This is a genomic window from Halocalculus aciditolerans, assembly GCF_014647475.1.
Classification (GTDB): Archaea; Halobacteriota; Halobacteria; order Halobacteriales; family Halobacteriaceae; genus Halocalculus; species Halocalculus aciditolerans.
Genome location: NZ_BMPG01000009.1, coordinates 11109 through 36147, shown reverse-complemented (window position 1 = coordinate 36147; position 25039 = coordinate 11109). Strand labels below are relative to the sequence as shown.

Genomic DNA, 25039 nt, shown 5'->3' with positions numbered 1-25039 from the left:
TACGCTCAATACTCACCCACGATGGGCGAGTCCAGTGAGCGCCTGGATTGCACGTACACACGGTCATCATCGAACGCCCCCGGGTGTGAAATGGGGACGTACGTAGACCCTTCCCAGCCTGACTTGCGCCGGCTGGTGCATGTCTGATACAACCATTCGTTTCGCCGGCCCACACTTAAGGCGCACGGTTCGCGTCCGCAGTGGGTGGCGGTGGCACGGAGTGGTTCGTCGCCGTCGCGGGGTGGGTAAGCGAATGGTTTATCGGCCGGGGCGTCGTGCGAGTCGTGCATACTCGTGGGAGAACGTGGGGCGGCTGTCGCGGTTCGGGTGGGGGCGGTGTCGTCGCTCCTCGGGCGCGCGTCGGCGGCGGCGGAGCCGACGGAGCTCGTGGTCGCACCGGTGGAGCTGCACCGGCGGAATCTCCAGCGTCGGCTCCGGGAGGCGCGCGCGCCGAAGGACGCGTTCGCGTTCGTCGACGCGCCGGCGGTGGCGAAAGCCGTTCTCGACGCGGCGGGGGAGCGGTCGCGGCCCATCGACCGGATCGACCGACTCTCGCTCTGTCGGTCGGCGCTGGCGGCGGACGCGGTGGACGTGCCGCGGCGACTCCGGGGGGACGCCGAAGGCATGCCGCAGGTGGTCGAGCAGGTGCGGGGGGAGGTGGAGTCGGTGACGAACTTCCATCCGGCGCGCGTCGAGGCGTTCGAGGCGACGGCGGACGGGCTGTACGAGCCGGTGGACGCGGACGCGCGGGACGTGCTGGACGTCGCGCTGGACGCGGAGCGCGCGCTCCGAGAGCGAACGCCGAAAGCGGTCTCGGACACGGCGCTCGTGCGGCGGGCGACGCGCTTGCTCGCAGCGACAGCGGGCGAGGCGTGGACGGACGCGTATCCGAACATCGAGCGGGTGTCGCTCGTCGGCGTGAGTAGCGTGTCGGCACCGCAGGCCGACCTGCTCGGCGTGCTGGCCGACGAAACAGACGCGGCGGTGACGGTCTACGCGCGGCGGGGGACGGGGTCGTATCTCGAAGCGCGCCTGCCGTCGCTGCTCGACGTCGCGGAGCCGGGCGCGGAGGTGTTCGAGCGGCGATGAAGGACCGGGTGGCGCTCGCGGGGCCGCTGGACGCGCCGGACGTTCCGGTGGTGGAGGTCGTGTCGCGGACGCGGCGGGCGGAGGCGCGCGCGGCGATGGCGGTCGTGGACGCGCTCTGTGCGGACGGCGTCCCGGTCCGCGACGTCGCGGTGGTGACTCGGGACCTCGACGGCTACGAGGAGGCGCTGTCGCGAGCGGCGGTCCAGTACGGGCTCGCGCCGGCGTTCTGGACGCAGTTGCGGGTGACGCGGACGCGGCCGTTCGCGCTCCTCGTCGCGGTCTGTGACGCGCTCGACGCGGACAGGCTGGACGCGGCGACGTTGCTCCGGCCGCTGGAGCGGCGCTGGGCACCGGCCGAGCGCGCGAGCGGCGAGTGGCCGGTGCCGCCGCGGGTGACGCGGGCGGCGGCGCGCGACCTCCCGGCGGGCGAGCGCACGCCGGCGGAGTGGGCGGACGAAATCGGGGAGTCGTCGGTGGATTCGCGCGTGCGGCGGTTCGCGGCGTGGCTGGCGGGGCAGCCGGCACCGACGCCCGAGCGAGTGGGGGACGTGCTCGGCGGGGTCGTCGACGCCTACGAGGCGGTGGGCGTGCCGGCGACGAAGGCGTCGGATTCACCAGCACTACTAGAAACGGAGACGGACGCGCGGGCGGTCGTTCGCCTCCGGACGCTCGTCGAGCAGGTCGGCTACAAGTACGCGGACCGGCTGGACGAAGGGACGCTGGAGCGGTCGTGGAGTGCCGTCGCGGAGTTGGCGCGGCTCATCGCGACGCAGCGCCCGGGTCGCCGGGAGCACTCGCACGCGCTCGCGGTGGACGTGTCGGAGGCGAACGACGTGTGGGCGCTCGACGTGCCGTACGTGGTCGCAGTAGGGCTAGTAGACGGGGAGTGGCCGCGGCGGGCGGACAGCCCGCTCCCGCTGGAGCTCCGGGACGCGGTTCTGGACGGGAGTGGAGACACGGCGTCGCTCGCGCCGCGGACGGCGTGGACGGACGGGCGGGACCGCGACCAGTTCGCGGACACGCTCGCGGCGGCGGGCGAGGCGCTGGTGGTGACGCGGCACGCGGAGAGCGTCGACGGCGACGCCCGCCATCCGTCGCCGCTGCTCGCCGGCGTGGACCGCGAAGCGCTATCGGAGTCGGAGCGCCGGCGGCTCGTGAGCCGGGACCGCGTGCTCCCGGCGGCCCTCGAACGGGTACGCGAACGGGCGACAGACGAGGGTGAGGGGTCGTGAGCGACGACGGCGGGCCGGTCAGGCTGCGGGGCGCGCAGGCGGCGATTCGGGACGCGTTCGTCGCGCACGAGTCGGGGCTGTTCACGTTGAACTGCGTGCCGGGGTCGGGGAAGTCGCTGGTCGCCCATCACGTCGCGGCGGAGGACGTCCTGCGGCGGTACGTCGCGGGGGAGTCGTCGCCGGCGGCGCGCGTCGCAGTCGTCTCCTTCAACCGGGACGAGGCGGCGGACATCGTTCCGGCCGTGACGGCGCGCCTGCGCGACATCGTCGAGTACGACCTCACGCCAGCGGGCCGCGAGGTGTCGATGGCGGAGGCGGACGCGCTCGCACAGCGCGTGCGGGACGCGCCGTTCGTCGGCACCGTGGACAGCCTGCTGCGCGACGTCTTCGGCCAGGTCGCCGTGGACCTCGGGTTCGACGGCCGCCCGGACGTCGGGAACGACGCGCGGCTCGCGCGCGTCCGCGAGGCGTGTTACGAATCGGTCCGGGGCGACGACGCGCTCGCCGCGCGCCTCGACCGCTTGGAAGCGGCGTATCCCGACGAGGAGTACGAAGAGGGCGTGGCGGAGATGCTGGCGAGCTCGCTCGCGTACTGCCGGGACCGCCGGCTCTCGACGGCGGCGTTCCGCGACGAGCTCGACGCGACCGTGGAGGCGGTGTATCCGGGCGGGCGTCCGGCGGGGTTCGCGGACGTCGTGGCGGCGCTGGGGGCGTTCGCGGGCGAGGCGTCGGCGAGCGCGGCGAGAGACCGATATGATTCTTCCACGCGCGAGCGCGTCGCAGACGCGGACCGCTCGCTCTACGATTCGTGGACGGCGTGCGTCGCGGATTTCTGCGCCGTGTTCGAGGCGTATCGAGCGGCGTATCGCGAGGCGACGCGAGAGCGCGGCGTCGTCTCGCACACGGACGTCGCGTACCTCGTCGACGGCTACTTCGCGGGGACGCTCGACGGCGTCGACGCCCCGGACGCCCGGGTGCGAGCGCGGTATCGGGCGCGCATCGGGAGTCTCGTCGTGGACGAGGCACAGGACGTCTCGCTCGCGCAGCACGCGGCGCTCTCCCACCTCGTTACGCCGTCGACGCGGGTGTTCGCCTGTGGGGACACGCTCCAGAGCGTCTACGGCTGGCGGCACGCGGACCCGACGGTCTTCGAGCGCGCCGCCCGCGACGGCGTCTACCTCGGCGTGGAGTGGGGGACGCACGAGACGCGGACGGCGCGGACGACGTACCGGTGCGCGCCGGCGGTCGCGGCGGCCGTCGACGCCGTGATGGAGCCCGTGCTCTCGGATGCGGCGCGCGGGAACGCCGGCCCGCTCGACGTCGACTACCCGCGGCTCGAAGCGGCGCGAGAGGAACCAGCAGGCGCGGGCGTGCACGTCGCGGCGTTCGAGGGGACGGGGCGGCCGGGGTCGCAGTCGTGGGTGAACCCCGAGCGCGGGCAGGGCGAGGCGACGGTGCTGGCGACGTACCTCGCGCGCGCGCTGGCGGACGGGACGTTCACGGACGAGGCGGGCGACCCGCTCGACGTCACGGTGTTGTTCCGGCGGCGCACGCGGATGGCGGACTACGAGGCGGCGTTCGCGGCGGAGGGGCTGCGGGTGCGGCGGGCGAGCGACTTTCTCTTCGACTGCCCGGTGGTGGCGGCGGCGTGCGCGGCGCTGGCGTGGCTCGCGGACCCGACGGAGCGAACGCTGGCGGCGCTCGTCGGCTCGCCGCTCCCGCTCGGCGACCTTCGCGGGGCCTTCGACGCGCACGGGTGGGACGTCGACGCCGTCAGAGAGAACGCGACGCTCACGGCGGCACAGGCGGCCGTGTTGGACGGGCTCTGCGACCTGCGGGAGCGGCGGGCGGCGTTCGAGACACAGCCCGTGGACGCGGTCGTCGAGGACGTGGCGGAAGCGCTCTCGCTCCGCGCGGACCCGCACGGCGTGTTCGCGGGCGTCGGCGGCGAGCAGCGCGTCGCGAACGTGGACGCGCTCGCCGAAGTGCTCGCGGACTGGGTCGGCGACGAAGCAGACGCAGGTGTCGAGGAGGCCGTTTCGCTCGCCGCGCCGTACAGGGAGACGCCGCGGGAGGGGCCGCAGCAGCCGAACGCTGGCGACGCGCACGACGTGACGTTCCGGACGGTCCACCGCGCGAAGGGCGACGAGGACGACGTGGTCGTGCTCGCGGACCTCGGGTTCGACGTCTGGTCGCGCGGGCCGTACGACGCCCGGTTCGTCGCGCGGGACGGCGTCGCGGCGCTCGCGCCGCCGACGAACACCGACACCCCCACAGAAACGCCGCTTCCGCCGTACGCCGGCGGGGTGTACGAGCCGGACGGGGACCGGGGGAGCGAGGGGGTGGCGCGGCGGGACGCGGGGCTACGATGGGCGACGGAGCACTGGCGGGACGTCGCGGGCGACGCCGAGCGCGGGACGCTGGTCGGGCCGCCGCGCCTCCAGTCGGTCGCGGCGGCGGCGCGCGCGGAGTCGTGGCGACTCCTCTACGTGGCGCTGACGCGCGCCCGCGACCACCTCGTCGTCCCGCTCCCGAAGGCGGTGCCGGGGTCGCCGCAGCCGCGGGACCGCTGGCTCGACGCCGTCCGCGACGGCCTCGGGTACGCGGGCGGGACGGACGACTACACGCTCGACACCGCGAGCGGCCCGGTCCGCGTCGGCGTGAACGACGTGGATTTCCTCGCGTCGACGCCGCCGCGTCCGGCGGTGCCGCCGTCGGACGTCGCGAGCGTGCCGCCGCGGCGGGGCGCGCTCCCGGCGTGGCTGCCGCGGTTCGTGAACCCGAGCACGATGTATCCGCTGACGGAAGACCCGGCGGCGCACGCGGTCGACCACCTGCTCGGGAACGCGCTCCACACGGAGACGGAGGCGGTCCCGGAGTCGCTCCCGTTCCCCTTCGACGCGATGGGGCCGGGCGCGGTCGGGCGCTGCCTGCACGCGGTGCTCACGGGCGTGGTGGCGCGCGGCGTCGACGAGGCCTCGCTGCGAGAGATGACGAGCGAGGTGCGCTCGCTCTTCGACGAGGTCGTCGAAGAACACGCCCCCGACGCGACCGACGCGGAGCGGGACGCGCTCGTCGCGTTCTTCGAGGCGTCGGTGCGGGACGCGTTTCTCGACTCGACGCTGTGGGCGCAGCTCGACGCTGCGGCGTCGGTGGCGGTCGAGCAGCCGGTAGATGGACTCGTTCGCGTAGCGGGCGTGGAGTTCGAACTGCACGGGCAGGCGGATTTCGTGATTCGCTCGGCGGACGGGACGCGGCGCGTCGTGGACGTGAAGATCGCGCTCGCGGAGCCGACGGCGGCGACGCGACGCCGGTACGCGCTCCAGGTCGCCGCGTACGCGTCGCTCTTCGAGCGGGAGGGAGACACAGAAGTACAACCGGCGATCGAGACGTTCGGCGTGACGCGGGAGACGGTCACGTCGTCGCTGCCGGCGGGGGTCGTGGAGCGTCGGCTCGCGTCGCTCCTCGACTCGGTGACGTAAGGGGGTGCGGGCCGGGGCGAGGGGGTGGCCGCGGCCCGCGAAGGGGGAAAGGGGGAGTCGTAGCCTCGTGATGAGGCTACCCGATGATTCGGCCTCTCGGGAGTTGTGAGTTATGCCTATTCATATTGAGTCGCGTGTACGCTCCGCCAGGCCCGTCGTCGCCGCGGCGTTCAACGCCGTGCGGAAAGCACCGCGGGCCGATGGGGTGGTGGACGGGCGGCCGCGGCGGGGCGGCGGCGAAGCGATGGCGCGGAGGCAGGCGTTTTTGGCTCGGTCGGGGGCGATAGCGCGCGGCCGAGTGCTTCCGCCGGCGGAGGGTTGAATAGTCGCAGCGGCGAAAGGGGGATGATGGAATCGTTGACCGAGGCGCTCCGGGAGACGCTCGCCGCTTTCGACGAGTCGTCGGGGACGCCGCTCACGACGACGGAAGTCGCCGACCGCCTCGACCTCGGTCGGCGGAGCACGTACGACCGACTGGAGCGCCTCGCCGACCGGGGGCGCGTGGAGACGAAGGCGGTCGGAGCGAGCGCGCGCGTCTGGTGGCGGCCCGCCGACGCCGCGCGGACAGGGCGAACGACCACGGGCGAGGCGAGCGATTTCGGTGCGAGTGCGGGCTCGAGCGAACAGTCCGCGGACGCGTCCTATCTCGCGAGCATCTTCGAGAACCAGCGCGACCTCATCTACGTCTTCGGGGCGGACGCGACGCTCCGGCGGTGGAACGACCCGGTCGTCGAGGTGACCGGGTACGCGAACGAGGAGCTCGAGGGGATGTCTCCGACGATGTTCGTGGCGGACGACGCGCAGGCCGAGACGCTGGACGCCGTCGTGCGCGCGCTCGACGGGGAGAGCGTCACGGTGGACCTCCCGCTGGAGACCGCGGCGGGCGAGCGAATCCCCTACGAGTTCAGCGCGACGCCGATACGTGACGCGAACGGGACCGTGACGGGGTTCACGGGCATCGGCCGGGACGTCACGGACCGACAGGAGAAGGAGCGCGAGCTCGAACGGCGTCGCGCGGAGGCAGAGCGCGAACTCGACGACGTCTTCGAGCGCGTGGACGAGGCCGTGCTCGGCGTTGACGCGTCGTGGCGCATCCAGTACGCGAACGACGACGCGGAGGCCTTACTGGGAACGTCGGTCGCGTCGGCGCTCGGCTCGCGCCTCGACGACCTCGTGCCGGAGTTCGAGGCGCGGGTGCCGCGGGAGAGCCTCCGGGAGGCGGTGTCGACGGGCGAGCACGCGGAGTTCGAGTTCCACGCGGACGCGCTGGACGCGTGGGTGGAGGTCCGCGCGTACCCGTCGTCTTCGGACGACGGTCTCTCGCTCTACTTACGCGACGTGACGGACCGCGTGGAGCGAGAGCGCCAGCTCCGCGAGCGCGTCCGCCAGCAGGAGGCCGTGGCGACGCTCGGGCAGCGCGCGCTCCGCGGGCAGGACGTGGACGCGCTCTTGGGGGACGCGGTCGAACTCGTCGCGGACGTCCTCGACACCGACTACTGCAAGGTGTTAGACCTCGACGCGGAAGACGAGTCGCTCCTGCTCCGGCAGGGCGTCGGCTGGCGGGACGGGCTCGTCGGGTCGGCGTCGGTGTCGGCGGTCGACGAGGAGTCGCAGGCGGCGTACACGCTGGAGAGCGAGAACCCGGTCGTCGTCGAGGATTTGACGGCCGAGACGCGGTTCAGCGGGCCGTCGCTCCTCACGGACCACGACGTGCGCGGCGGCATCAGCACGGTCATCGGTCCGGCCGACGACCCGTGGGGCGTGCTGGGGACGCACGACACGTCGGTCACGGCGTTCTCCGAGCACGACGTGACGTTCGTGCAGTCGGTCGCGCACATCCTCGCGTCCGCCATCGCGCGCCGCCGCGACGAGGACCGCCTCCGCCGGCAGCGCGAGCAGCTCACGGCGCTCCTGAACGTCACGGAGGTCGTTCAGGGCGTGACGGACGCGGTCGTCGAGCAGTCGACGCGCCGCGAGATCGAAACGGCGGTCTGCGAGCATCTCGCGGCCGCGGACTCCTACCTGTTCGCGTGGATCGGCGACGTGGACCCGGCGACGCAGACCGTGACGTCCCGCGCGGAGGCCGGCGTCTCCGACTACCTCGACGGCATCACCATCTCGGTCGACCCGAGCGACGAGCACAGCGACGGGCCGACCGGGCGGGCGTTCCGGACGGGGGAGGTGCAGACGACGCAGGACATCGTGACGGACGAGAGCTATCAGCTGTGGCGGAGCGACGTCGCCGAGTACGGCTTCCGGTCGTCGGCGGCGATTCCGCTCACGCACGACGACGCGACCTACGGGGTGTTGAACGTGTACGCGGCGCGGCCGAACGCGTTCGAGCACCAGGAGCGCGCGGTCATCAGCCGGCTGGGCGACGTCGTCGGGCACGCTATCGCGGCGACGGAGCGAAAGCGCGCGCTCCTGAGCGACGAAGCCGTCGAGCTAGAGTTCCACATCGACGACCTCTACGAGACGGCTGGCGTCGCCGCGCCGCCGTCCGGCGAGATTCGGTTCGACCACGCGGTTCCGGTGAGCGACGACGAGTTCGTGGTGTACGGGGCCGTGGACGAGGCGGCGCTCCCGGCGGCGCGCGACCTCGCGGCGGCGGTGCCGCAGTGGGAGGCGGTGTCGGCGGGCGAGTCGACGGCGGACGGGACGCGGCCGCTGGAAGTGCGAGCGCGGGACCCGCCGCTCTTGTCCGCCCTGCTCGCCGTCGGCGGCGGCATCGACCACGCCGTGGTGGACGCGAACGGCGAGTTCGACGTGACGGTGCACGTGCCGTTCAACGCGGACGTCCGCCGAGTCACGGACGCGATTCAGGACGCGTATCCGACGACGGAGATGATTCGCCGCCGGCAGGTCGCCTGGGAGGACATCCAGCCGGCGGTCACCATCGAGTCGCTCCCGGTCGAGTTGACGGAGCGCCAGCGGAACGCGCTCCAGGCGGCGTACTACGCGGGCTACTTCGAGCGGCCGCGGGCCGCGACGGGCGGGGACGTCGCGGACTCGCTCGGCATCTCGCAGCCGACGTTCAGCCAGCATCTCCGGGACGCCGAGCGGAAAGTCCTCGACGCGCTCCTCGCGAACGTCGGCCTCTAGCGGGAGGCCACACCCGGAAGAACGGGGTGGGGCGGGAGGAGTGCGATATGGCGGGGTGAAGCGGACGGTGGGGCGGTGTTCGGTCAGGTGCGCGCGGTGAGGTGGCGGCGGACGGCGCGCTGGCAGTCGTCGAGGACGGCGTCGAGGCGGGCGACGGTGACGAGCACGGGGTAGGTGACGGAGAACTCCTGGTAGAGGTAGGGGACGAGCGAGCGGTGGGTGAGGCCGACGGTGGCGTTGTGGCTGGTGGTGCGGCGGAGGAAGGTTTGTCTGTCGGCGGCGAGGCGGTCGCAGGTCGCGCGGTGGTCGGCGAGGGCGTCGTGGCGGCGGCGGAGGCCGTCGAAGTCGAGGGCGGTGAGCGGCGTCTCGTCGACGTCGGCGAGCCACGCGGTGATATCGTCGATGTCGGCGGCGGCGTCGCGGAGCGAGTCGGTCTCGCGGTCGAGCGCGTGCGTCATCGCGTCGAGTTCCTGCCGGCGGTCGCCGACGGTGGAGAGGAGGGCGTTCTTGACGGTCGGCGTGAAGCCGAGGGAGGTGTTCGGGGCGAGCGCGAGCGCGACGGATTCGCCGAGTTCTTCGCGGACGGTGACGAGGAGTGGTTCGTCGGCGTCGACGTCGTCGACGCTGTAGGGGCGGACCGTGTCGGCGAACGCCTCGCGGACGCGGGCACACTGGGTGGTTCCCGCGGAGTCGCCGACGAAGGAGGTAGCGGCCGCGCCGCCGCCGCTCGCGGCGCTCCCGCCGGTGCGCCCGTTCCCGGTTCCCGTGCGCGGCGTCATGTCGGCGACGGTCTTCCGGAACTGGGTGAACGCGGCGCGTTCTCCGGTGACGTGGTCGCGTTCGTCGGCGACGCGCGCTTCGGCGTCGTCGACGTAGGTGTCGACGACCATCACGGCTCACCCGCGGGGCGGTCGCTCGATGCGTGCGGAGTCGCGGACGGTGCAGGCGCTCGCGTCATGAGGTTAGGTCGCTCCGGCGACGATGTCGGCGACGCGCTGGCGGTCGAACAGTTCCTCGTCACCGAAGACGTCGGGGAAGAGGCCGCGGGCGGCCATTTCGAGCTGGTAGAGGTGGATGATGGGGCCCTGGTAGGTGAGGCCGCCGTAGAAGACGCGGCCGTCCTGAACGGCGGTGAGCTGGCTCGCGACGTCGTGGTTTTCCATGTGCGCGACGACGTTCTCCTGGAAGTACTGCTCGGTGACGTTCCCGGAGATGCGGACGGCGATGGCGTCGGGGTCGATGTCGAGGAGCGCTTCGTAGTCGAGGGTGCCGCCGCCGGCCTGTGCGTCGGTGACGCCGGCCGCGGCGAGCGCGTCGTCGACGCCGAGGTCGCGCCACTGCTTCGCGGCCGTGCCGTCGCCGACGAGGTAGGGGTAGAAGGAGTCCGGCGGCGTCCCGGCGGGGTAGAGGAGCGCCATCTCGGGCGTGGTGTCGGGGAGGCGGCGCTGGACGTCGGCGACGACTTCGTCGTGGTAGGATTTGAAGGCCTCGTAGCGTTCGCGCTCCTGGAAGAGGTCGGCGAGTTTCTCGAAGGCCTCGTAGAGCGAGTAGTACCGGTAGTCGTGCCAGTCGTAGACCCGCGTGAATATCGTGTTCCCGAAGAAGGGCGCGGCGTTCTCGCGGATTTCGTCGACGTCGTCCTGGCTCCACTGGAGGCGGTTGACCATGAAGTTCGGGTCGATGACGTGGACGTCGGCGTCGACCTCGTAGAATATCTCCTTCCCGGTGCCGTCCTGGTAGAGTTTAGTGAGGGAGTCTGCGTCGACGGAGACGCCGGGGAGGTCGGCGTAGTAGTGGGTGCCGAAGCGCGAGGGGAGGCCGATGGCGGCGAGGCCGTCGGCCTGTCCGAGGGCGACGCCCATGTCGGCGTAGTCGCCGGTGTAGGAGAACCACGTCTCGGGGACGCCGTCGAAGGTCACGTCGCCGACGGGCTCCATGGAGACGGTGTAGGCGTCGTCTTCGGTCGTGCGCTGGGTGGTTCCGGCCGTCGTGGCGGTGTCGTCGGTCGTGCTCCGGGTCGTGTCGTCGCCGCTCCCGCTGCAGCCGGCGAGGAGGCCGGCGGCGGCGAGCGCACCGCCGGTCGCGAGGTAGTCACGCCTGGTGAACCGTCCGTCAGCTGTGTCCCGAGCCATACGATTTAGGCCACCCTAAAACAATATAGTCGTTGTGGTTTTTAGGCCGGCCAAAACCGAAGCGGAGAGCGTCGACCGCCGGCCGGACGAACGAATCACTCAGCGAGACAGTGAGACGCCGCGAAAGTTTCCACGCGACTCATAAACACTCTTCACGAAATAGCCGTCGACGGCCACGGCACGTCGTCGCGGTACCCGAGATTTCCACGCGAACAGATAGTTTCTCTAACCCGTCTGGAAAGTACAATTATATGCGGCGCGGCCGTGAGTGGCGGGTGTATGCTCCTCTACGTCGACCCGGACCCCGGCGAGCGCGAGGCGACGACCCGAGCCCTCGCCGACGCCGGCTTCGAGACGACGGCGTGTTCGTCCCTCGACGACGCTCGCGCGGTTCTCGACGGCCCCGAGTCCGTCGACTGCCTCGTCACCGAGTACGACCTCTCGGACGGGACCGGCCTCGAACTCTTCCGGGACGCCCGCGACGCGACGCCGGACGCCACCTGCATCCTCTACACCGACCGCCCGCTCGACGACATCGACACCGCGGCGTTCGGAGACGTCGTCGCCGACTACCTCCGGAAGGACGACGACGCCATCGACGAACTCGTCTCGCTCGTCGAGCACAGCCAGACCGTCTTCCCGCAGACCGCGTACCCGCTCCCCGAGGACGAGGGCGCGCGCGTCGCCGCGCTCGACCGCTACACCGCCGACCCCGAAGGGCTCGACGCGGCGCTCGACCGCCTCACCGAGCTCGCCGTCGCGCTCTTCGACCTCGACTCCGCCGCCGTCGGCCTCATCGACGCCCACCACGAGCGCTTTCTCTCCTGTCACGGCGCGGCGTTCGACGCGATGGACCGCGAGGACACCGTCTGCACCTTCACGATTCTCGACGACGACGTGACCGTCATCGAGGACCTCGCCGACGACCCGCGGTTCGAGGCGAACCAGGGACTCAGAGACGCGAACATTCGGTTCTACGCCGGCGCGCCGCTCACGACGCCCGACGGCCACCCCATCGGCGTCTTCTGCCTCCACGACAGCATACCCCGCGAGTTCGCGGCCGAGGACCGCGAGCGCCTCCGCCTGCTCGCCGACGAAGCGATGTCGCAGCTCGACCTCCACCGCCGCCTCGACGAGCGAGGTGAACGCGATGACTGAGGACTACGCGTTCGACGACCTCCCGCTGGACGCGATTCGGGCGGGAACGACCGTGCTCGTCACCGGGCCGACGCACGGCGGCGCGCGCGAAGTCGCCCTCCGGATGCTCAACGGCGCGGACGACGAGGCCACCATCGTGGTGACGACGAACCAGCGGGCGTCCCGCATCGCGTCGGACGCAGAGCGCGTCGGGATTCGCGTCTCCGAGGAGACGGCCGCCATCATCGACTGCGTCGGCGACGACGACAACGGCGTCCCCGCGCGCCTCCTGACCGTCTCCGGGCCGTCCGACCTCACCGGCATCGGGATGCGGTTCTCCGACGTCTACCGCGACTTCCAGGGGACCGGCATCGAGCGCGTCCGCACCGGGCTCTTCTCGGTGTCGACGCTCCTCACCTTCAGCGACCTGAAAACCGTCTCCCGGTTCGTCCACACGCTCGCCGGCCGCGTCGACGCCGTCGACGGGCTCGGCGTCCTCCTCGTCGACCCCGCGAACCACGACGAGCGCGCCGTCAGCACGCTCGCCCAGCTCTGCAACGGGCAGGTCGCCGTCAGAGACGGAGAGTCGGGTATCGAGCTCCGCGCGAGCCTCACCGGACACGGCCGGGAGTGGCGGTCCGTCGACTCCGTCTAGCGCGGTCCGCCGTCGCGCGCGGCGTCGCGTTCGGAGGCGCACTCGGGGTCGAGCGCGGGGAGGACGAAGTCGTCGATGGCGCGGCGGGCCTGCTCGGGGGCGTCGTCGTGGCCGAGCGAAATCTTCCGCGCGCGCGAGGCGTGGATGACGTCGGTGACGAGCTGAGCGAGGTCGTCGGGGTCGACGTCGGCGAAGTCGCCGCGTTCGATACCGGCTTCGAGGACGCGCGTGATGTTCCCGCGGATTTTCGCGTAGTGTTCGTTGAATATCTCGCGGTGGCGGTCGTTGTGCCGGGCCTGCGAGAAGAGTTCGTGGTAGACCTTCATGCGGTCCCAGTGGTCGAAGTCCCCGCCGAGGTCGGGGCCGAAGAGGCACTGGTCGATGCGCGCGCCGAGGACCTCCCAGGAGTCGTCGTCGGCGTCGAGGTCGGGGCGGTCCTCGTACTGGTCGACGAGGTATTCGAGGAAGGCGGAGATGAGGTCGTGTTTCCCGTCGAAGTGGTAGTGGATGAGCGTTCGGCTCTTCTCGAACTCCTCGCCGATGTCGCGCACGCGGAGGTCGGTGTAGCCGTGCTTGCTGAGCGCGCGGAACGTCGCCTCCATGATCTCCTCGCGAGTCCCCCCGCCGGACTCGGCGTCACTCGTAGCGGTCATAGCTGGGAGTAGGGCGGAGAGCCTTATGAGGGACACGGAGGACGCAGCGCGGCGGCGTCCGGCCCGCCGCCGATAGGTTTTACCGCGTGGTAAACGAACGCGGATGCATGAGCCAACACGACCAGCGCGGGGGCGCGGAGTCCGAGCCGCGGCGCGAGGAGGCGTCGGCGGACCGCGAACCCGTCGCGCGCACGGAGTCCCGGCTGCTCCCGGCGGAGGTGTTCTCCATCCTCGGGAACGACACGCGCGTCGACATCCTGCGCGCGCTCCTCGAACTCGGCGCGGACGACGCGCCCGTGCGCTTCACCGACCTCTTCGAGCGCGTGGACATCGACGACAGCGCGAACTTCAACTACCACCTCCGCCGGCTCACCGGCCACTTCATCAAGCAGCGCGACGAGGGCTACGAGTTCCGCCACCCCGGCCGGAAAGTCGTGAGCGCCATCTTCACCGGGACGCTCACCGAGCGCGCACAGGTCGGGTTCTTCCCCGTCGACGGCACCTGCTACGACTGCGGCGGCTACCTCCACGGCTGGTACGTCGACGACGAGCTCTCCATCGGCTGCGTCGACTGCGGCACCATCCAAGTGAGCTACCCCTTCCCCTCCGGCGGCCTCGACGACCGCACGACCGACGACCTCCTGCAGGCCTTCCACCACTACGTCCGCCACCACTACTGTCTCGCCGCCGACGGCGTCTGCCCGGAGTGCACCGGCTCCGTCGACACCACGCTCGTCCGCGACCCCGCCGACGAAGCCCTCGACGTCGCCGTCGACCACGTCTGCGAGCGCTGCGGCTACGCCCTCCAATCGACCGTCGGCGTGACGCTCCTCGACGACCCGAACGTCCTCCTCTTCCACTCCGAGCGCGACGTCGACCTGAACGCCGAGCACTTCTGGCACTTCGACTGGTGCGTCAGCGACACCCACACCGACGTCCTCGACGACGACCCGCTCCGCGTCCGCGTCACCGTCGACTGCGACGGCGACGAACTCCGCGTCGTCCTCGACGACACCCTCACCGTCGTCGAAACCACCGTCGTCGAACACCACACCCGCTAGCGGTCTCCTGTAGCGCGTTGCAGCAAGCACTCATGGGCCTCGCGCTCCCACTAGAGAATACGATGGCGACACACTCCACGCACGAGCGTCCCGCGCGACGAACGCCGAGCGACGCGGAGGTGGCGTAGATGGTCGACGCCGACGCCTTCCGCGGCGTGATGGGCGAGTTCGCGACCGGCGTCACCGTCGTGACGCTCCCCGGCGAGAACGGAACTCCGCACGGTATCACGGTGAACGCGTTCGCCAGCCTCTCCCTCGACCCGCCGCTCGTCCTCGTCTCCCTCGACCACGGCACCGAAGCCCACCGCATTCTCGCCGACGGCGACGCGGACAGCTACGCCGTGAACATCCTCGCGCACGACCAGCGCGGCCTCGCCGAACACTTCGCCGGCATGACCGACGGCGACGCCGACCCCTTCGAAACGGAACATACCACCACCGAGGCCACCGGCGCGCCCGTCTTCACGGACTCCCTCGCCTACGTCGACTGCACCATCCACGACACCATCGAAGAAGGCGACCACACCCTCTACGTCGGCCGCGCCGAACGCGCCGACACCCCCAACCCCGACGCCGACCCGCTCACCTTCCACCGCGGCGACTGGGGCACCATCACCACCGACGACTAACCCCCGACGACAACGTGGGTTTCGAGGCGGCAGGAGTCTGATTCCCGTCCTCGAGGAAAGACGGAAACGACCGTTCGAGAGAGTAGACGCGCCGACCGAATCTCCGTGGCTCTCTCGTGAGAGCAAACGCTGGTTCCTCACTCACGGCGCTGTCGCTCGCGGGTCGTCTCGTACGCTGACGCGTGAAAGGGGGCCGACCGTAGAAGCGGTCCCGTTCAGTGAGCTGGCGGTGCGGTTACTCGAAGCGCTCGACGGCCTGGGCGTAGCGCGCGCTCGGCTCGTTCCAGTCGACGACGTCGAAGAAGGCGTCGACGAAGTCGCCGCGGGCAGGTCCATAATCGTAGTAGTAGGAGTGCTCCCAGACGTCGAGGGCGAGGATGGGGTGGCTGCCCCAGAGCGCGCCCTGGTCGTGTTTGTCCACGACGACGTTGCGGAGCTGCTCGCTGTGGGAGTCGTAGACGAGGAGCGCCCAGCCGCCGGCGGCGGACGCCGCGGCCTCGAACTCGCCCTTCCAGGCCTCGTAGGAGCCGAAGTCCTCCTCGATGCGCGCGGCGAGGTCGCCCTCGGGGGCGTCGCCGCCCTCGGGGCTCATGGACTGCCAGAAGAGCGTGTGGAGCACGTGGCCGGAGCCGTTGTGCGTCACGTCCCGGATAGCGCCCGCGGAGGAGGAGAAGTCGCCGTCCTCGCGGTTCGCGGCGAGCGTCTCTTCTGCGGAGTTCCAGCCGTTGACGTAGCCCTGGTGGTGGGTGTCGTGATGCCACGTCAGCACCTGCTCGGAGATGTGCGGTTCCAGCGCGTCGTAGTCGTACGGCAGCGGCGGGAGTTCGTAGTCGCTCATGTGCATTCACACGTAGTACGGTGAAGGGTATGAACGTTCTCTGTAACGCATTCAAGGAAAGAGTCCGATAAGAACTATTCGCGGACTAAGACCCACTGAGAAGGACACGAGTGGGTTTTCGTGTTTCGTTATGTCTCCGTTCGGAGTGTTGTGAGGTTCCGCGGACGGGATGTTTATCAGTTCTGACGGCGTCGATTTGACCATGGTGTCAAACGAGTCGCTGGGGGGTCGGGACGAGCCGGTTCCCGGGGAGATGGTGCAGCACGGGACGGGCGTGAATTCGAAGCGCGCGTTCCCGACGAACAACTACCCGGCGAACCTCGACCCGTTCGTGCTGTTCGAGCGGTTCTACATCGACCCGGACAAGGGCTTCCCGATGCACCCGCACAAGGGGTTCGAGATCGTCTCCTACATGATCGAGGGCGGGATGGAGCACGAGGACTCGCTCGGCGTGAGCCACACGGCCTACGAGAACGAGGCGATGCGCATCACGACGGGGAGCGGCATCCAGCACTCGGAGTTCCCGGCGGACGGCGCGGCCTGTAACGGCCTGCAGCTCTGGGTGAACCTCCCGCGCGACGAGAAGGAGGCGGACCCGGACTACGTCGACGCGACGCAGGCGGACCTCCCGACGGCGGAGTACGACGGCGCGACCGTCACGACGGTCGTCGGCGACGGCTCGCCGCTCGACCTCTACACGGACATGGAGTACCTCGACGTCCGAGTCGCCGACGAGTGGACGTGGACGGTCGAAGACGGCTGGTCGGGCTTCCTCTTCGGCGTCGACGGCGAAGGCACGGTGGACGGCGACGCCTTCGAGAAGGGCGACGTGCTCCCCGTGACCGAAGCGCGCGACGTCGACCTCGCGAGCGACGACGGCTTCCGCGCCGTCGCCGTCTCCGGCGAACCCCACGACGAGCCCATCCGCCAGCGCGGCCCCTACGTCCTCTAACTGCGGCTTCTCCTCGTCGCGTTCTCAGGTACGGACGGATTCGCCCCAGTCCCGGCCACGCCCGCATTCGCGGCCCACGCCACGATTCGCTGTACCCGGCGGCGGGAAGCCGCGGAGAAGCGGCGGCGCGTCCGGGACCGGACGGCCCTACGCCGACAGCCGATACAGATTGGTGGCAGCGGTGGTCGCTGGTGTTCGCGGCAGTCGCTCTCTTCGGGACGTCACGCTTATTAACCAGATGGTAAGGTATTTCGGCGCGGCGCGAGAACGTTCGGGTATGGTTGATGTTGCAGTCGTCGGCGGGGGTCCCGCCGGCCTGAGCGCGGCACAGTTCGCGGCGAAGAACGACCTGGAGACGGTCGTCTTCGACACCGACGAGACGTGGATGCACAAGGCGCACCTCTTCAACTACCCCGGTGTTCGCTCCATCGACGGGATGGACTTCGTGAGCGTCGCGCAGAACCAGGCCGACGCGCGCGGTGCGGACCTCCACGAGGACGAGGAGGTCACGAGCGTCGAGGAGACGGAGAACGGCTTCGCTCTCACGACCGAGGACGGCGAGTACGAGGCGGACTACGTCGTGCTCGCGACGGGCGGGAACCGCGAGCTCGCGGAGGGCCTCGACCTCGCGTTCACCGACGAGGACGTCGTCGACGTGAACCTCGACATGGAGACGTCCGTCGAGGGCGTCTACGCGACCGGCGCGATGTGCCGCGACACGAAGTGGCAGGCCGCCATCGCGGTCGGCGACGGCGCGGCCGCCGTCCTCGACATCCTCTCGAAGGAGAAAGGCGAGTACTACCACGACTTCGACATGCCGAGCGACGTCCCGGAGCTCTAAGGCGCGTCCTCGCCGTTCGACCCGCTCGTTTTCTTCGACCACACTACCGAGTAGCCGCGGCGTTCGCGGTCGTTTCTGTGCGCGTTCGAGTCGTCGACTGCTGGGAAACGAACCGTTATCCGGCGCAGTGACGGAATCTTTCTATGGAGCTCTCCGTCGTCGACTTATCGCCCGTGCCCGCCGACGGCACCGCGACCGAGGCGTACGCGAACACCGTCGACCGCGCGAAACACGCCGAGTCACTCGGCTACGACCGGTTCTGGGTCGCCGAACACCACGGAATTCCGAGCGTTCTCGCCGGCACGACGCCCGAGGTCTTGCTCGGCCACCTCGCCGCCGAAACCGACGATATCCGCCTCGGCTCCGGCGCGGTCCTCCTCAACCACTACCAGCCGTTCAAGGTCGCCGAGATATTCGGGTCGCTCGACGGGCTCGCGCCCGGCCGCATCGACGCGGGGCTCGGGCGCGCGAACGGCTCGCCCGCCGTCGACAGCGCGCTCGGCACTGAGCGGTACGTCGAGGACCCGGACGCCGACCACCGGGAGAAACTCGAAGCCGTCGTCTCCCACCTCTACGACGACTTCCCCGCCGACCACGCCTACGCCGACCTCGAAATCCCGCGCTCCGACGACGGCCCCGCGGAGCCGTGGGTGCTCGGCTCCAGTCCGTCGAGCGCGGCGCTCGCGGCCGAACTCGGCCTCCCCTACTGTTTCGCCGCGTTCATCCGCCCGCAGTTCGCCGCCGATTCCCTCGACACCTACCACGAGCGCTTCGAGCCGTCCGCCCTCGCCGGCGGCGTCGACGAACCACGGACGATGGTGGCGTTGAACGCCATCGCCGGGGAGACCGACGAAGACGCCGCGCGCCTCCGCGCGGTCGCCGAAGCCTCCTTCCAGCGCATGGCGCGCGGGCGAGTCGGCACCCGCCCCGGGGTCGAGGAAGCCGTCGCGGAACTCGGCGGCGTCCCCGAGCCGACGCCCGAGACGCTCGACGAGGACGCGTGGCCGCGCGCGATCTCCGGCGGCCCCGACACCATCGCCGGCCTCCTCGACCAGCTCGCCGACCGCGTCGACGCCGACGAGCTCATGATTCAACACGTCGCCCCCGACCACGAGACCGCGAAGCGCTCGCACGAACGCATCGCCGACGCCGTCGGCATCACGCGGTAGGCCGCGGGCGACGCGAGGGGGCGGTTCGGGTGACACCGGGGAGTTATGTGCTCTCGTCGACGTTCGACCGTATGCATCGTCGAGCGTTCCTTCGGACGGGGACAGCGGTGAGCGTCACAGGGATAACGGGTCTCGCGGGCTGTCTGGGTCGAAACGACGAGGCGGACTTCGCCGCGGGGTTCGAGGACGGTCTCGGCGAGTGGGAGTCGCGCGCGGCCATCGGGCCGGAGGTCGACCCCGCGGACTTCGCGTGGGAAGTCGGCGTCTCGGACGAACGAGCCGCCGAGGGCGAGCAGTCGCTTCGGGTGTGGAACGAGGGCGACCACGACGACGGCGTGACGTGGGCCACCCACGAGGTTCCCGTCGAACCCGGCCGCGCGTACGACGTTCGGGTGTCCGGCCAGTTCTGGAGCGAGTCGGAGTCGTTCAACACGATTCGGCACGCCGTGATGCGACTCGGCCCGCGGCCCGCCGAGGTCGAAGCGGACTTCCCGGCGGTCGGCGTCAACTCCACCGACTTCGGCGAGACGCCGTACGGCGGGCTTCGAGAGCCGCTCTGGCTCGCGGAGGGGTGGCGGGAGTACGCGTTCGAGTGGACGACGCCGGAGCTCTCGACCGAAACCCTCCACGTCGCCGTCGGCACCGCCGTCATCTGGGAAGCCGACGCCACCCACTACGTCGACGACCTCACCGTGACCGTCGAACCCCGGTAAGCGGGGCCGCTGTACGCGGCGAACGGCCATCTTCGAGAGCCCGGGGAGCGGGCGAACACCCTCGTTCCCGGAGCGACCGTATCAGTTTTCTTCGCTGTAGACAGCGGATTTATGACGGGTCGTGACCGTGTAAAACGTATGAGTGAAATGGGGGGTTCCGTCGGGGGTGCGTGTCCCGACGGCGTGACCCGGGACGCGGCGCTCGGTCACGTCCGCGCGGCGACCGAGCTGCTCGACGGGGAGAGCTATCACCTCGACGGAGACGGTCGAGTCATCGCGGTGAACGAGCGCGCGCTCGACACGCTCGGGCGGCGGGAAGCGTCGGTCGTCGGCGAGCAGCTCTCCGCGTTCCTCGGAGACGGGGACGGACGACGACTGCGCGACGCGCTCGCGGATGAATCGCGCGGCGAGGAGACGCTTCGCGTCACGATGGAGGCGGCGTCCGGTGACGTCGAGCGCGACCTCCGCGTCGTGGGCGTCGCCGGCGGCGAAGCGAGCGAGACGGCGGGAGCGGTCGTCGTCGGGGAATCGGTCGAGTCGACGGCGACGCAGTGTGGGGGTGAGCGGGGGCGTGACGTGACGCTGGCGAAGTACGAGACCATCGCCGAAACCATCGACGATGGCATCTACGTCGTCGACGCTGAGGACCGGTACACGATGGTGAACGACGCGTTCGCGTCGATGACCGGGTACGACCGCGAGACCTTGCTCGGGTCGCACGCGTCGCGCGTCGTCACGGAGGACACCATCGAGGAGGGGCGTGCGCTCCGGGAGTCGATGGCGGACGACGAAACGGCGAACGCGACGCTGGAGACGACCATCGAGGTCGCCGACGGCGAGGAGATCCCCGTGGAGGCGACGTTCGCGACGATCTCGACGGGCGAGGGCGAGGAGCGCGTCGGCGTCGTCCGCGACATCTCACAGCGCCTCGAACAGCGCCGAAAGGTCGAGGAGAGCGAGCGGCGCTACCGGACGCTCGTCGAGCACTTCCCGAACGGCGCGGTCGCGATGTTCGACGAGGACCTCCGATACACGGCGGCCGGCGGGCAGCTGCTCGACGAGGCGGGCGTCGACCCCGCCGACCGCGTCGGGATGCGCGTCACGGACCTCTACCCGCCGGACGTCGTCGAGGCGGTCGAGGAACACTTCTACAAGGCGCTGAACGGCGAGGCGTCGACGTTCGAAGTCACGTACGCGGGCCACGATATGTTCGATCAGGTGCTCCCCGTTCGGGACGCGGACGGGAACGTGACGAGCGGGATGCTCGTCGTGCAGGACGTGACGGAGCGCCGCGAGTACCAGCGCGACCTCGAACGGCGCGCGCGCCAGCAGGCCGTCGTCGCGGAGCTCGGGCAGACCGCGCTGGAAACCGACGACCTCGACGCCCTGATGGCGGACGCGGCGCACGCGGTCGCGGACGTCCTCGACACCGACTACTGCAAGGTCCTCGACCTCGACGAGGAGTCGCGCGAACTCCTCCTGCGGCAGGGCGTCGGGTGGGACGACGGCATCGTGCAGGAAGCCGCCGTCGACGCGGACGAGAACTCGCAGGCCGGCTACACCCTCCTCTCCGAGGAGCCCGTCGTCGTGGACGACCTCGACGCGGAGACGCGGTTCGACGGCCCCGACTTGCTCGTCGACCACGACGTGACGAGCGGCGTCAGCACGATTATCGGCTCCGTCGACGACCCGTGGGGGATTCTGGGAACGCACGACACCGACGCTCAGGAGTTCACCGAGGAGGACGTGAACTTCGTGCAGAGCGTCGCGAACGTCCTCGCGAACGCCATCGAGCGCGAGCGATACAACGCGGAACTCGAGACGCTCGTCGACGAGCTCGAAGAGTCGAACCACCGCCTCGAACAGTTCGCGTACGCGGCGTCACACGACTTACAGGAGCCGCTGCGGATGGTGTCGAGCTACCTCTCGCTCATCGAGAGCCGCTACGAGGACGAGCTCGACGAGGACGGCGAGGAGTTCCTCGCGTTCGCCGTCGACGGCGCGGAACGCATGCGGGAGATGATCGACGCGCTCCTCCGGTACTCGCGGGTGGAGACGCGCGGCGACGCCTTCGAACCCGTCGACCTCGACGGCGTCTTCGCGGACGTGCGCGCCGACCTCGGGATGCGAATCGAGGAGTCGGACGCCGACGTGACCGCGGAGACGCTCCCGCGCGTCGAGGGCGACGAGGACCAGCTCCGGCAGGTCTTCCAGAACCTCCTCGACAACGCGCTCGAGTACAACGACGACGCGCCGACCGTCCGCGTCTCGTCGCGCCGAGAGGGAGAGATGTGGCGGCTCGCGGTCCGCGACGACGGCATCGGCATCGACCCGGAGCGCGCCGACAGCGTCTTCGAGGTCTTCCAGCGCCTCCACACCCGCGACGAACACGAGGGGACGGGAATCGGGCTCGCGCTCTGCCAGCGAATCGTCGAGCGCCACGGCGGTGAGATAACCGTCGACTCGACGCCCGGCGAGGGCTCGACGTTCGAGTTCACGCTGCCCGCCGCGGGCGCGGAGGTGGCCGATGAGTGACGCGCCGCCCGGGCGCGGCCAGCCGGCCGACATCCTCCTCGTCGAGGACAACCCCGGCGACGTCCGCCTGACCGAGGAGGCGTTCCGGGAAGCCCGCATCAACAACGAGCTCCACGTCGTCCGCGACGGCGAGGCGGCGCTCGACTTCCTCCACCAGCGCGACGACTACGTGGACTCTCCGCGGCCGAGCCTCGTGCTCCTCGACCTCAACCTCCCGCGCGTGAGCGGGATGGACGTCCTCGAAGAAGCGAAGACGGACCCGTCGCTTCGCTCCATCCCCATCGTCATTCTCACGAGCTCCGAAGCGGAAGAGGACGTCGTGGAGAGCTACGAGAACCACTCGAACGCCTACCTGACGAAGCCGATCGACCCCGACGATTTCGTCGCGCTCGTCCGGAAGTTCGAGGACTTCTGGCTCACGCTCGTCGAACTCCCGCCCGAACCGGACGAGCCATGACGGGCGAGCGACCGCGGATGCTGCTCATCGAGGACAACCCCGGAGACGCCCGGTACATCCGCGAACTCCTCCGGGAAGCGATGGCGTTCACCGAGCGGTCGTTCGACCTCGCCGCGGGCGAACACACGACCGGCACGCCCCCGGGAGCGGACGCGGAAGCGGAGTCGGACAGGGTGTCGGACGCGGACGCCACGGCGGCGAACTCGTCGACGTACGTCGAGGGCGAGCGCCGCGGCGACCAGCTCCCGCTCGTCCACGAGACCCGCCTCGACGACGGCCTCGACCGCCTCGACGCCGAACCACCGGACGTGGTGCTCCTCGACCTCGACCTCCCCGACAGCACGGGGCTCGACACGCTCCGGGCGGTCACCGACCGCGACGAACTCGTCCCCGTCGTCGTGCTCACCGGGCTGCGCGACCGCGAAGTCGGCATCGACGCGCTCCGCGAAGGCGCAGGGGAGTACCTCGTCAAGGACGAGATCAACGCCGACCTCCTCATCCGCTCGGTCTCCCACGCCATCGAGCGGAAAGCGCACGAGCGCGAACAGCGCCGCTACCGTACGCTCATCAAGGAGTCGACGGACGCGAACGCCATCCTCGCTCCCGACGGCCGAATCAAATACATCACGCCGTCGGCCGAACGCGTCCTCGGCTACAGCCCGGACACCCTCGTCGGCGAGAACGCCCTCGACTACATCCACCCCGACGACCACCAGACGGTCAGGGGGGAGTTCGGCGCGCTCGCCGACACCGACCGCGGGGAGACCGAGTTCGAGTTCCGCTTCCGGCACGCCGACGGCTCCTGGATCTACCTGGGGTCGCGAGCCCGGAACCTCCTCGGCGAACCCGCCATCGACGGCCTCGTCGTCTACACGCACGACGTGACTGAGCGACGAGAACGCACCCGCCGCCTCGAACAGCAACGCCAGCGCCTCGCCGCGCTCAACGAGCTGAACGACGTCGTCCACAGCGTCACCACGGCCGTCGTCGAACGCTCGACGCGCGACGAAATCGAGCAGACCGCCTGCGACCGGCTCGTCGCCGCGGACTCCTACGACTTCGCCTGGGTCTGCGAACGCGACAGCCGCGACGGCGGACTCACCGTTCGCGCCACCACCGACGACACCGTCCGCACCGACACCGTCGACCTCGACACCGACCATCCGGACGCCGACCACTCGGACGCCGACCACTCGGACGGCGAACATCCTATCGAGCGAGCGTTCCGGACTGGAGCCATCCAGACCGCCCACGGTGCGGTCGCCGACCCGCGACCCGATTTGTCTGCCGACGCCACGCCGTTCCAGTCGGCCGCCGCGCTCCCCCTCGTCCACGAAGACACGGTCTTCGCGGTGCTCTCCGTCCACACCGCGCGCGGCGACGCCTTCGAGCGCGAAGAACGCGACGTCGTCGCCCACCTCGGCGAGACGGTCGGGCACGCCATCGCCGCCGCCGACCGAAAACGCGCCCTGCTCGGCGACAGCCTCGTCGAACTCGACCTCCGCCTCGACGAACCCGCTACTGCTGACGCCGGGATTACGGACACCATCACCGTCTCCCGCATCCTCCCCGTCTCCGACGACGGGCTCCTCGCCTACGGCGAAGCCGCCGTCGACGACCCGGACGACCTCGTCGCGCTCACCGACACGATTCCCGACTGGAACGACGTCGACGTCATTCGCGAGACCGAAGACGCCGTCCACTTCGAACTGCACGCCACCGACCTCCCCGCCGTCTCCACCGTCGCCGCGCTCGGCGGCTCCGTCGAACGCGTCCGCTTCGACGCGACCGACGTCGAACTCACCGTCCACCTCCCCGTGGACGCCGAGGTCCGAGACGTCGTCGACCGAATCCGCGACGACTACCCGCACACCGCCGTCCACCGGCAGGTGACCAAGACCGACGACTCCGCGGAGCGACTCGCTCGCGTCTGGTCCGAGGAGCTGACCGACCGCCAGCGCGCCGCCCTCGAAGCCGCGTACTTCGCGGGGTTCTTCGAGTGGCCGCGCGCATCGAGCGGTGAGGAAGTCGCCGCCTCGCTCGACATCTCCGGTCCGACCTTCTCCGAACACCTCCGGAACGCACAGCGCAAACTCTTCGGCGGCGTCCTCCGCACCTGACCGCTCCGACAGGGCTATCGAGTGCTGAATCTCACGAACGACTCTGCTCGAACCGACCGACCGCTGTCGACAAAAGGGAACACTCCGAGTGGAGTGTGCCTCTGACCCGATTCCGCCTCCATCCAATTGGGGGGAAGGGGACGCCCGAGGGGGAAGAAGGGCGTCGAAGGGGGGAAGGGGGCTGTCTCGGATGGACCACCGCACGGTTCGGGGAACCGGGTCGGAGGTATCTGAACGAATGG

The 25039-nt window shown here is 70.4% G+C and carries 19 protein-coding genes; 15 read left to right on the top strand and 4 right to left on the bottom strand.

The features are described 5' to 3' along the window. The first annotated feature begins 336 nt into the window (after positions 1–336). The 4 genes from IEY26_RS17085 to IEY26_RS17070 all read left to right on the top strand — a co-directional run bounded on the left by IEY26_RS17085 (position 337) and on the right by IEY26_RS17070 (position 8905). Positions 337–1089 (top strand): hypothetical protein, encoded by a 753-nt coding sequence (locus tag IEY26_RS17085; RefSeq protein WP_188981036.1) that lies wholly within the window; start codon positions 337–339, stop codon positions 1087–1089. Continuing rightward, on the top strand, positions 1086–2321 hold the full coding sequence (locus tag IEY26_RS17080; protein WP_188981035.1) for a PD-(D/E)XK nuclease family protein: 1236 nt from the start codon (positions 1086–1088) through the stop codon (positions 2319–2321). The genes IEY26_RS17085 and IEY26_RS17080 overlap by 4 nt, the downstream gene beginning before the upstream one ends. Further along, on the top strand, positions 2318–5803 hold the full coding sequence (locus IEY26_RS17075) for a UvrD-helicase domain-containing protein (RefSeq protein WP_188981034.1): 3486 nt from the start codon (positions 2318–2320) through the stop codon (positions 5801–5803). Before IEY26_RS17080 ends, IEY26_RS17075 begins: the two co-directional genes overlap by 4 nt. A 348-nt stretch (positions 5804–6151) precedes the next feature. Further along, on the top strand, positions 6152–8905 hold the full coding sequence (locus IEY26_RS17070) for a PAS domain S-box protein (RefSeq protein WP_229774203.1): 2754 nt from the start codon (positions 6152–6154) through the stop codon (positions 8903–8905). Between the two features lie 83 nt (positions 8906–8988). Here IEY26_RS17070 and IEY26_RS17065 read toward each other — a convergent pair whose 3' ends face one another. Beyond that, positions 8989–9795, bottom strand: a complete 807-nt coding sequence (locus IEY26_RS17065) for a DUF7260 family protein (protein ID WP_188981032.1) — start codon at positions 9793–9795, stop codon at positions 8989–8991. A gap of 72 nt (positions 9796–9867) precedes the next feature. Beyond that, positions 9868–11037, bottom strand: a complete 1170-nt coding sequence (locus tag IEY26_RS17060; protein WP_188981031.1) for an ABC transporter substrate-binding protein — start codon at positions 11035–11037, stop codon at positions 9868–9870. A gap of 279 nt (positions 11038–11316) precedes the next feature. Here IEY26_RS17060 and IEY26_RS17055 point away from each other — a divergent pair, with 279 nt between their 5' ends. Both IEY26_RS17055 and IEY26_RS17050 read left to right on the top strand, forming a co-directional pair. Further along, positions 11317–12195, top strand: coding sequence for a GAF domain-containing protein (locus IEY26_RS17055; protein ID WP_188981030.1), 879 nt, complete (start codon positions 11317–11319; stop codon positions 12193–12195). Next, positions 12188–12829: a DUF7504 family protein gene (locus IEY26_RS17050; protein WP_188981029.1), complete on the top strand. Its 642-nt coding sequence runs from the start codon at positions 12188–12190 to the stop codon at positions 12827–12829. The genes IEY26_RS17055 and IEY26_RS17050 overlap by 8 nt, the downstream gene beginning before the upstream one ends. Here IEY26_RS17050 and IEY26_RS17045 read toward each other — a convergent pair. Beyond that, positions 12826–13482: a TetR/AcrR family transcriptional regulator gene (locus IEY26_RS17045; RefSeq protein WP_188981028.1), complete on the bottom strand. Its 657-nt coding sequence runs from the start codon at positions 13480–13482 to the stop codon at positions 12826–12828. The two genes, IEY26_RS17050 and IEY26_RS17045, sit on opposite strands and share 4 nt — an antisense overlap. Before the next feature lie 107 nt (positions 13483–13589). On the opposite strand from IEY26_RS17045, the gene IEY26_RS17040 reads away from it, so the two are divergent. Both IEY26_RS17040 and IEY26_RS17035 read left to right on the top strand, forming a co-directional pair. After that, the gene (locus IEY26_RS17040) at positions 13590–14543 is read left to right on the top strand and encodes a winged helix-turn-helix domain-containing protein (protein WP_188981027.1); all 954 of its coding nucleotides are present in this window, start codon (positions 13590–13592) and stop codon (positions 14541–14543) included. 128 nt (positions 14544–14671) lie between these two features. Beyond that, positions 14672–15172 (top strand): flavin reductase family protein, encoded by a 501-nt coding sequence (locus tag IEY26_RS17035; RefSeq protein WP_188981026.1) that lies wholly within the window; start codon positions 14672–14674, stop codon positions 15170–15172. A 235-nt stretch (positions 15173–15407) separates the two neighbouring features. Here the strand turns inward: IEY26_RS17035 and sod are convergent, their stop codons facing one another. After that, complete coding sequence (gene sod / locus IEY26_RS17030; protein WP_188981025.1) at positions 15408–16010, bottom strand: superoxide dismutase; 603 nt, start codon at positions 16008–16010, stop codon at positions 15408–15410. Positions 16011–16212: 202 nt separating this feature from the next. Here sod and IEY26_RS17025 point away from each other — a divergent pair, with 202 nt between their 5' ends. The 7 genes from IEY26_RS17025 to IEY26_RS16995 all read left to right on the top strand — a co-directional run bounded on the left by IEY26_RS17025 (position 16213) and on the right by IEY26_RS16995 (position 24797). After that, complete coding sequence (locus IEY26_RS17025; RefSeq protein WP_188981024.1) at positions 16213–16962, top strand: pirin family protein; 750 nt, start codon at positions 16213–16215, stop codon at positions 16960–16962. 277 nt (positions 16963–17239) lie between these two features. Further along, the gene (locus IEY26_RS17020) at positions 17240–17803 is read left to right on the top strand and encodes an FAD-dependent oxidoreductase (RefSeq protein ID WP_188981023.1); all 564 of its coding nucleotides are present in this window, start codon (positions 17240–17242) and stop codon (positions 17801–17803) included. A gap of 143 nt (positions 17804–17946) precedes the next feature. Further along, positions 17947–18972, top strand: coding sequence for an LLM class flavin-dependent oxidoreductase (locus IEY26_RS17015; RefSeq protein ID WP_188981022.1), 1026 nt, complete (start codon positions 17947–17949; stop codon positions 18970–18972). Positions 18973–19043: 71 nt separating this feature from the next. Further along, positions 19044–19685 carry a hypothetical protein gene (locus IEY26_RS17010; protein WP_188981021.1) on the top strand — a complete coding sequence of 214 codons (642 nt, stop codon included), beginning with the start codon at positions 19044–19046 and terminating at the stop codon, positions 19683–19685. Positions 19686–19823: 138 nt separating this feature from the next. Continuing rightward, positions 19824–22220 carry a PAS domain-containing sensor histidine kinase gene (locus IEY26_RS17005; RefSeq protein ID WP_188981020.1) on the top strand — a complete coding sequence of 799 codons (2397 nt, stop codon included), beginning with the start codon at positions 19824–19826 and terminating at the stop codon, positions 22218–22220. After that, positions 22213–22677: a response regulator gene (locus IEY26_RS17000; RefSeq protein ID WP_188981019.1), complete on the top strand. Its 465-nt coding sequence runs from the start codon at positions 22213–22215 to the stop codon at positions 22675–22677. Before IEY26_RS17005 ends, IEY26_RS17000 begins: the two co-directional genes overlap by 8 nt. Beyond that, positions 22674–24797, top strand: coding sequence for a bacterio-opsin activator domain-containing protein (locus IEY26_RS16995; RefSeq protein ID WP_188981018.1), 2124 nt, complete (start codon positions 22674–22676; stop codon positions 24795–24797). The genes IEY26_RS17000 and IEY26_RS16995 overlap by 4 nt, the downstream gene beginning before the upstream one ends. Positions 24798–25039: the final 242 nt, after the last annotated feature.

Bases quoted from the DNA above. Each gene is read 5' to 3' on its own strand.
- IEY26_RS17080 (WP_188981035.1), top strand. From the start codon at position 1,086: ATGAAGGACCGGGTGGCGCTCGCGGGGCCGCTGGACGCGCCGGACGTT.
- IEY26_RS17070 (WP_229774203.1), top strand. From the start codon at position 6,152: ATGGAATCGTTGACCGAGGCGCTCCGGGAGACGCTCGCCGCTTTCGAC.
- IEY26_RS17065 (WP_188981032.1), bottom strand. From the start codon at position 9,795: ATGGTCGTCGACACCTACGTCGACGACGCCGAAGCGCGCGTCGCCGAC.
- IEY26_RS17060 (WP_188981031.1), bottom strand. From the start codon at position 11,037: ATGGCTCGGGACACAGCTGACGGACGGTTCACCAGGCGTGACTACCTC.
- IEY26_RS17055 (WP_188981030.1), top strand. From the start codon at position 11,317: ATGCTCCTCTACGTCGACCCGGACCCCGGCGAGCGCGAGGCGACGACC.
- IEY26_RS17050 (WP_188981029.1), top strand. From the start codon at position 12,188: ATGACTGAGGACTACGCGTTCGACGACCTCCCGCTGGACGCGATTCGG.
- IEY26_RS17045 (WP_188981028.1), bottom strand. From the start codon at position 13,482: ATGACCGCTACGAGTGACGCCGAGTCCGGCGGGGGGACTCGCGAGGAG.
- IEY26_RS17040 (WP_188981027.1), top strand. From the start codon at position 13,590: ATGAGCCAACACGACCAGCGCGGGGGCGCGGAGTCCGAGCCGCGGCGC.
- IEY26_RS17035 (WP_188981026.1), top strand. From the start codon at position 14,672: ATGGTCGACGCCGACGCCTTCCGCGGCGTGATGGGCGAGTTCGCGACC.
- sod (WP_188981025.1), bottom strand. From the start codon at position 16,010: ATGAGCGACTACGAACTCCCGCCGCTGCCGTACGACTACGACGCGCTG.
- IEY26_RS17025 (WP_188981024.1), top strand. From the start codon at position 16,213: ATGGTGTCAAACGAGTCGCTGGGGGGTCGGGACGAGCCGGTTCCCGGG.
- IEY26_RS17020 (WP_188981023.1), top strand. From the start codon at position 17,240: ATGGTTGATGTTGCAGTCGTCGGCGGGGGTCCCGCCGGCCTGAGCGCG.
- IEY26_RS17015 (WP_188981022.1), top strand. From the start codon at position 17,947: ATGGAGCTCTCCGTCGTCGACTTATCGCCCGTGCCCGCCGACGGCACC.
- IEY26_RS17010 (WP_188981021.1), top strand. From the start codon at position 19,044: ATGCATCGTCGAGCGTTCCTTCGGACGGGGACAGCGGTGAGCGTCACA.
- IEY26_RS17005 (WP_188981020.1), top strand. From the start codon at position 19,824: ATGAGTGAAATGGGGGGTTCCGTCGGGGGTGCGTGTCCCGACGGCGTG.
- IEY26_RS17000 (WP_188981019.1), top strand. From the start codon at position 22,213: ATGAGTGACGCGCCGCCCGGGCGCGGCCAGCCGGCCGACATCCTCCTC.
- IEY26_RS16995 (WP_188981018.1), top strand. From the start codon at position 22,674: ATGACGGGCGAGCGACCGCGGATGCTGCTCATCGAGGACAACCCCGGA.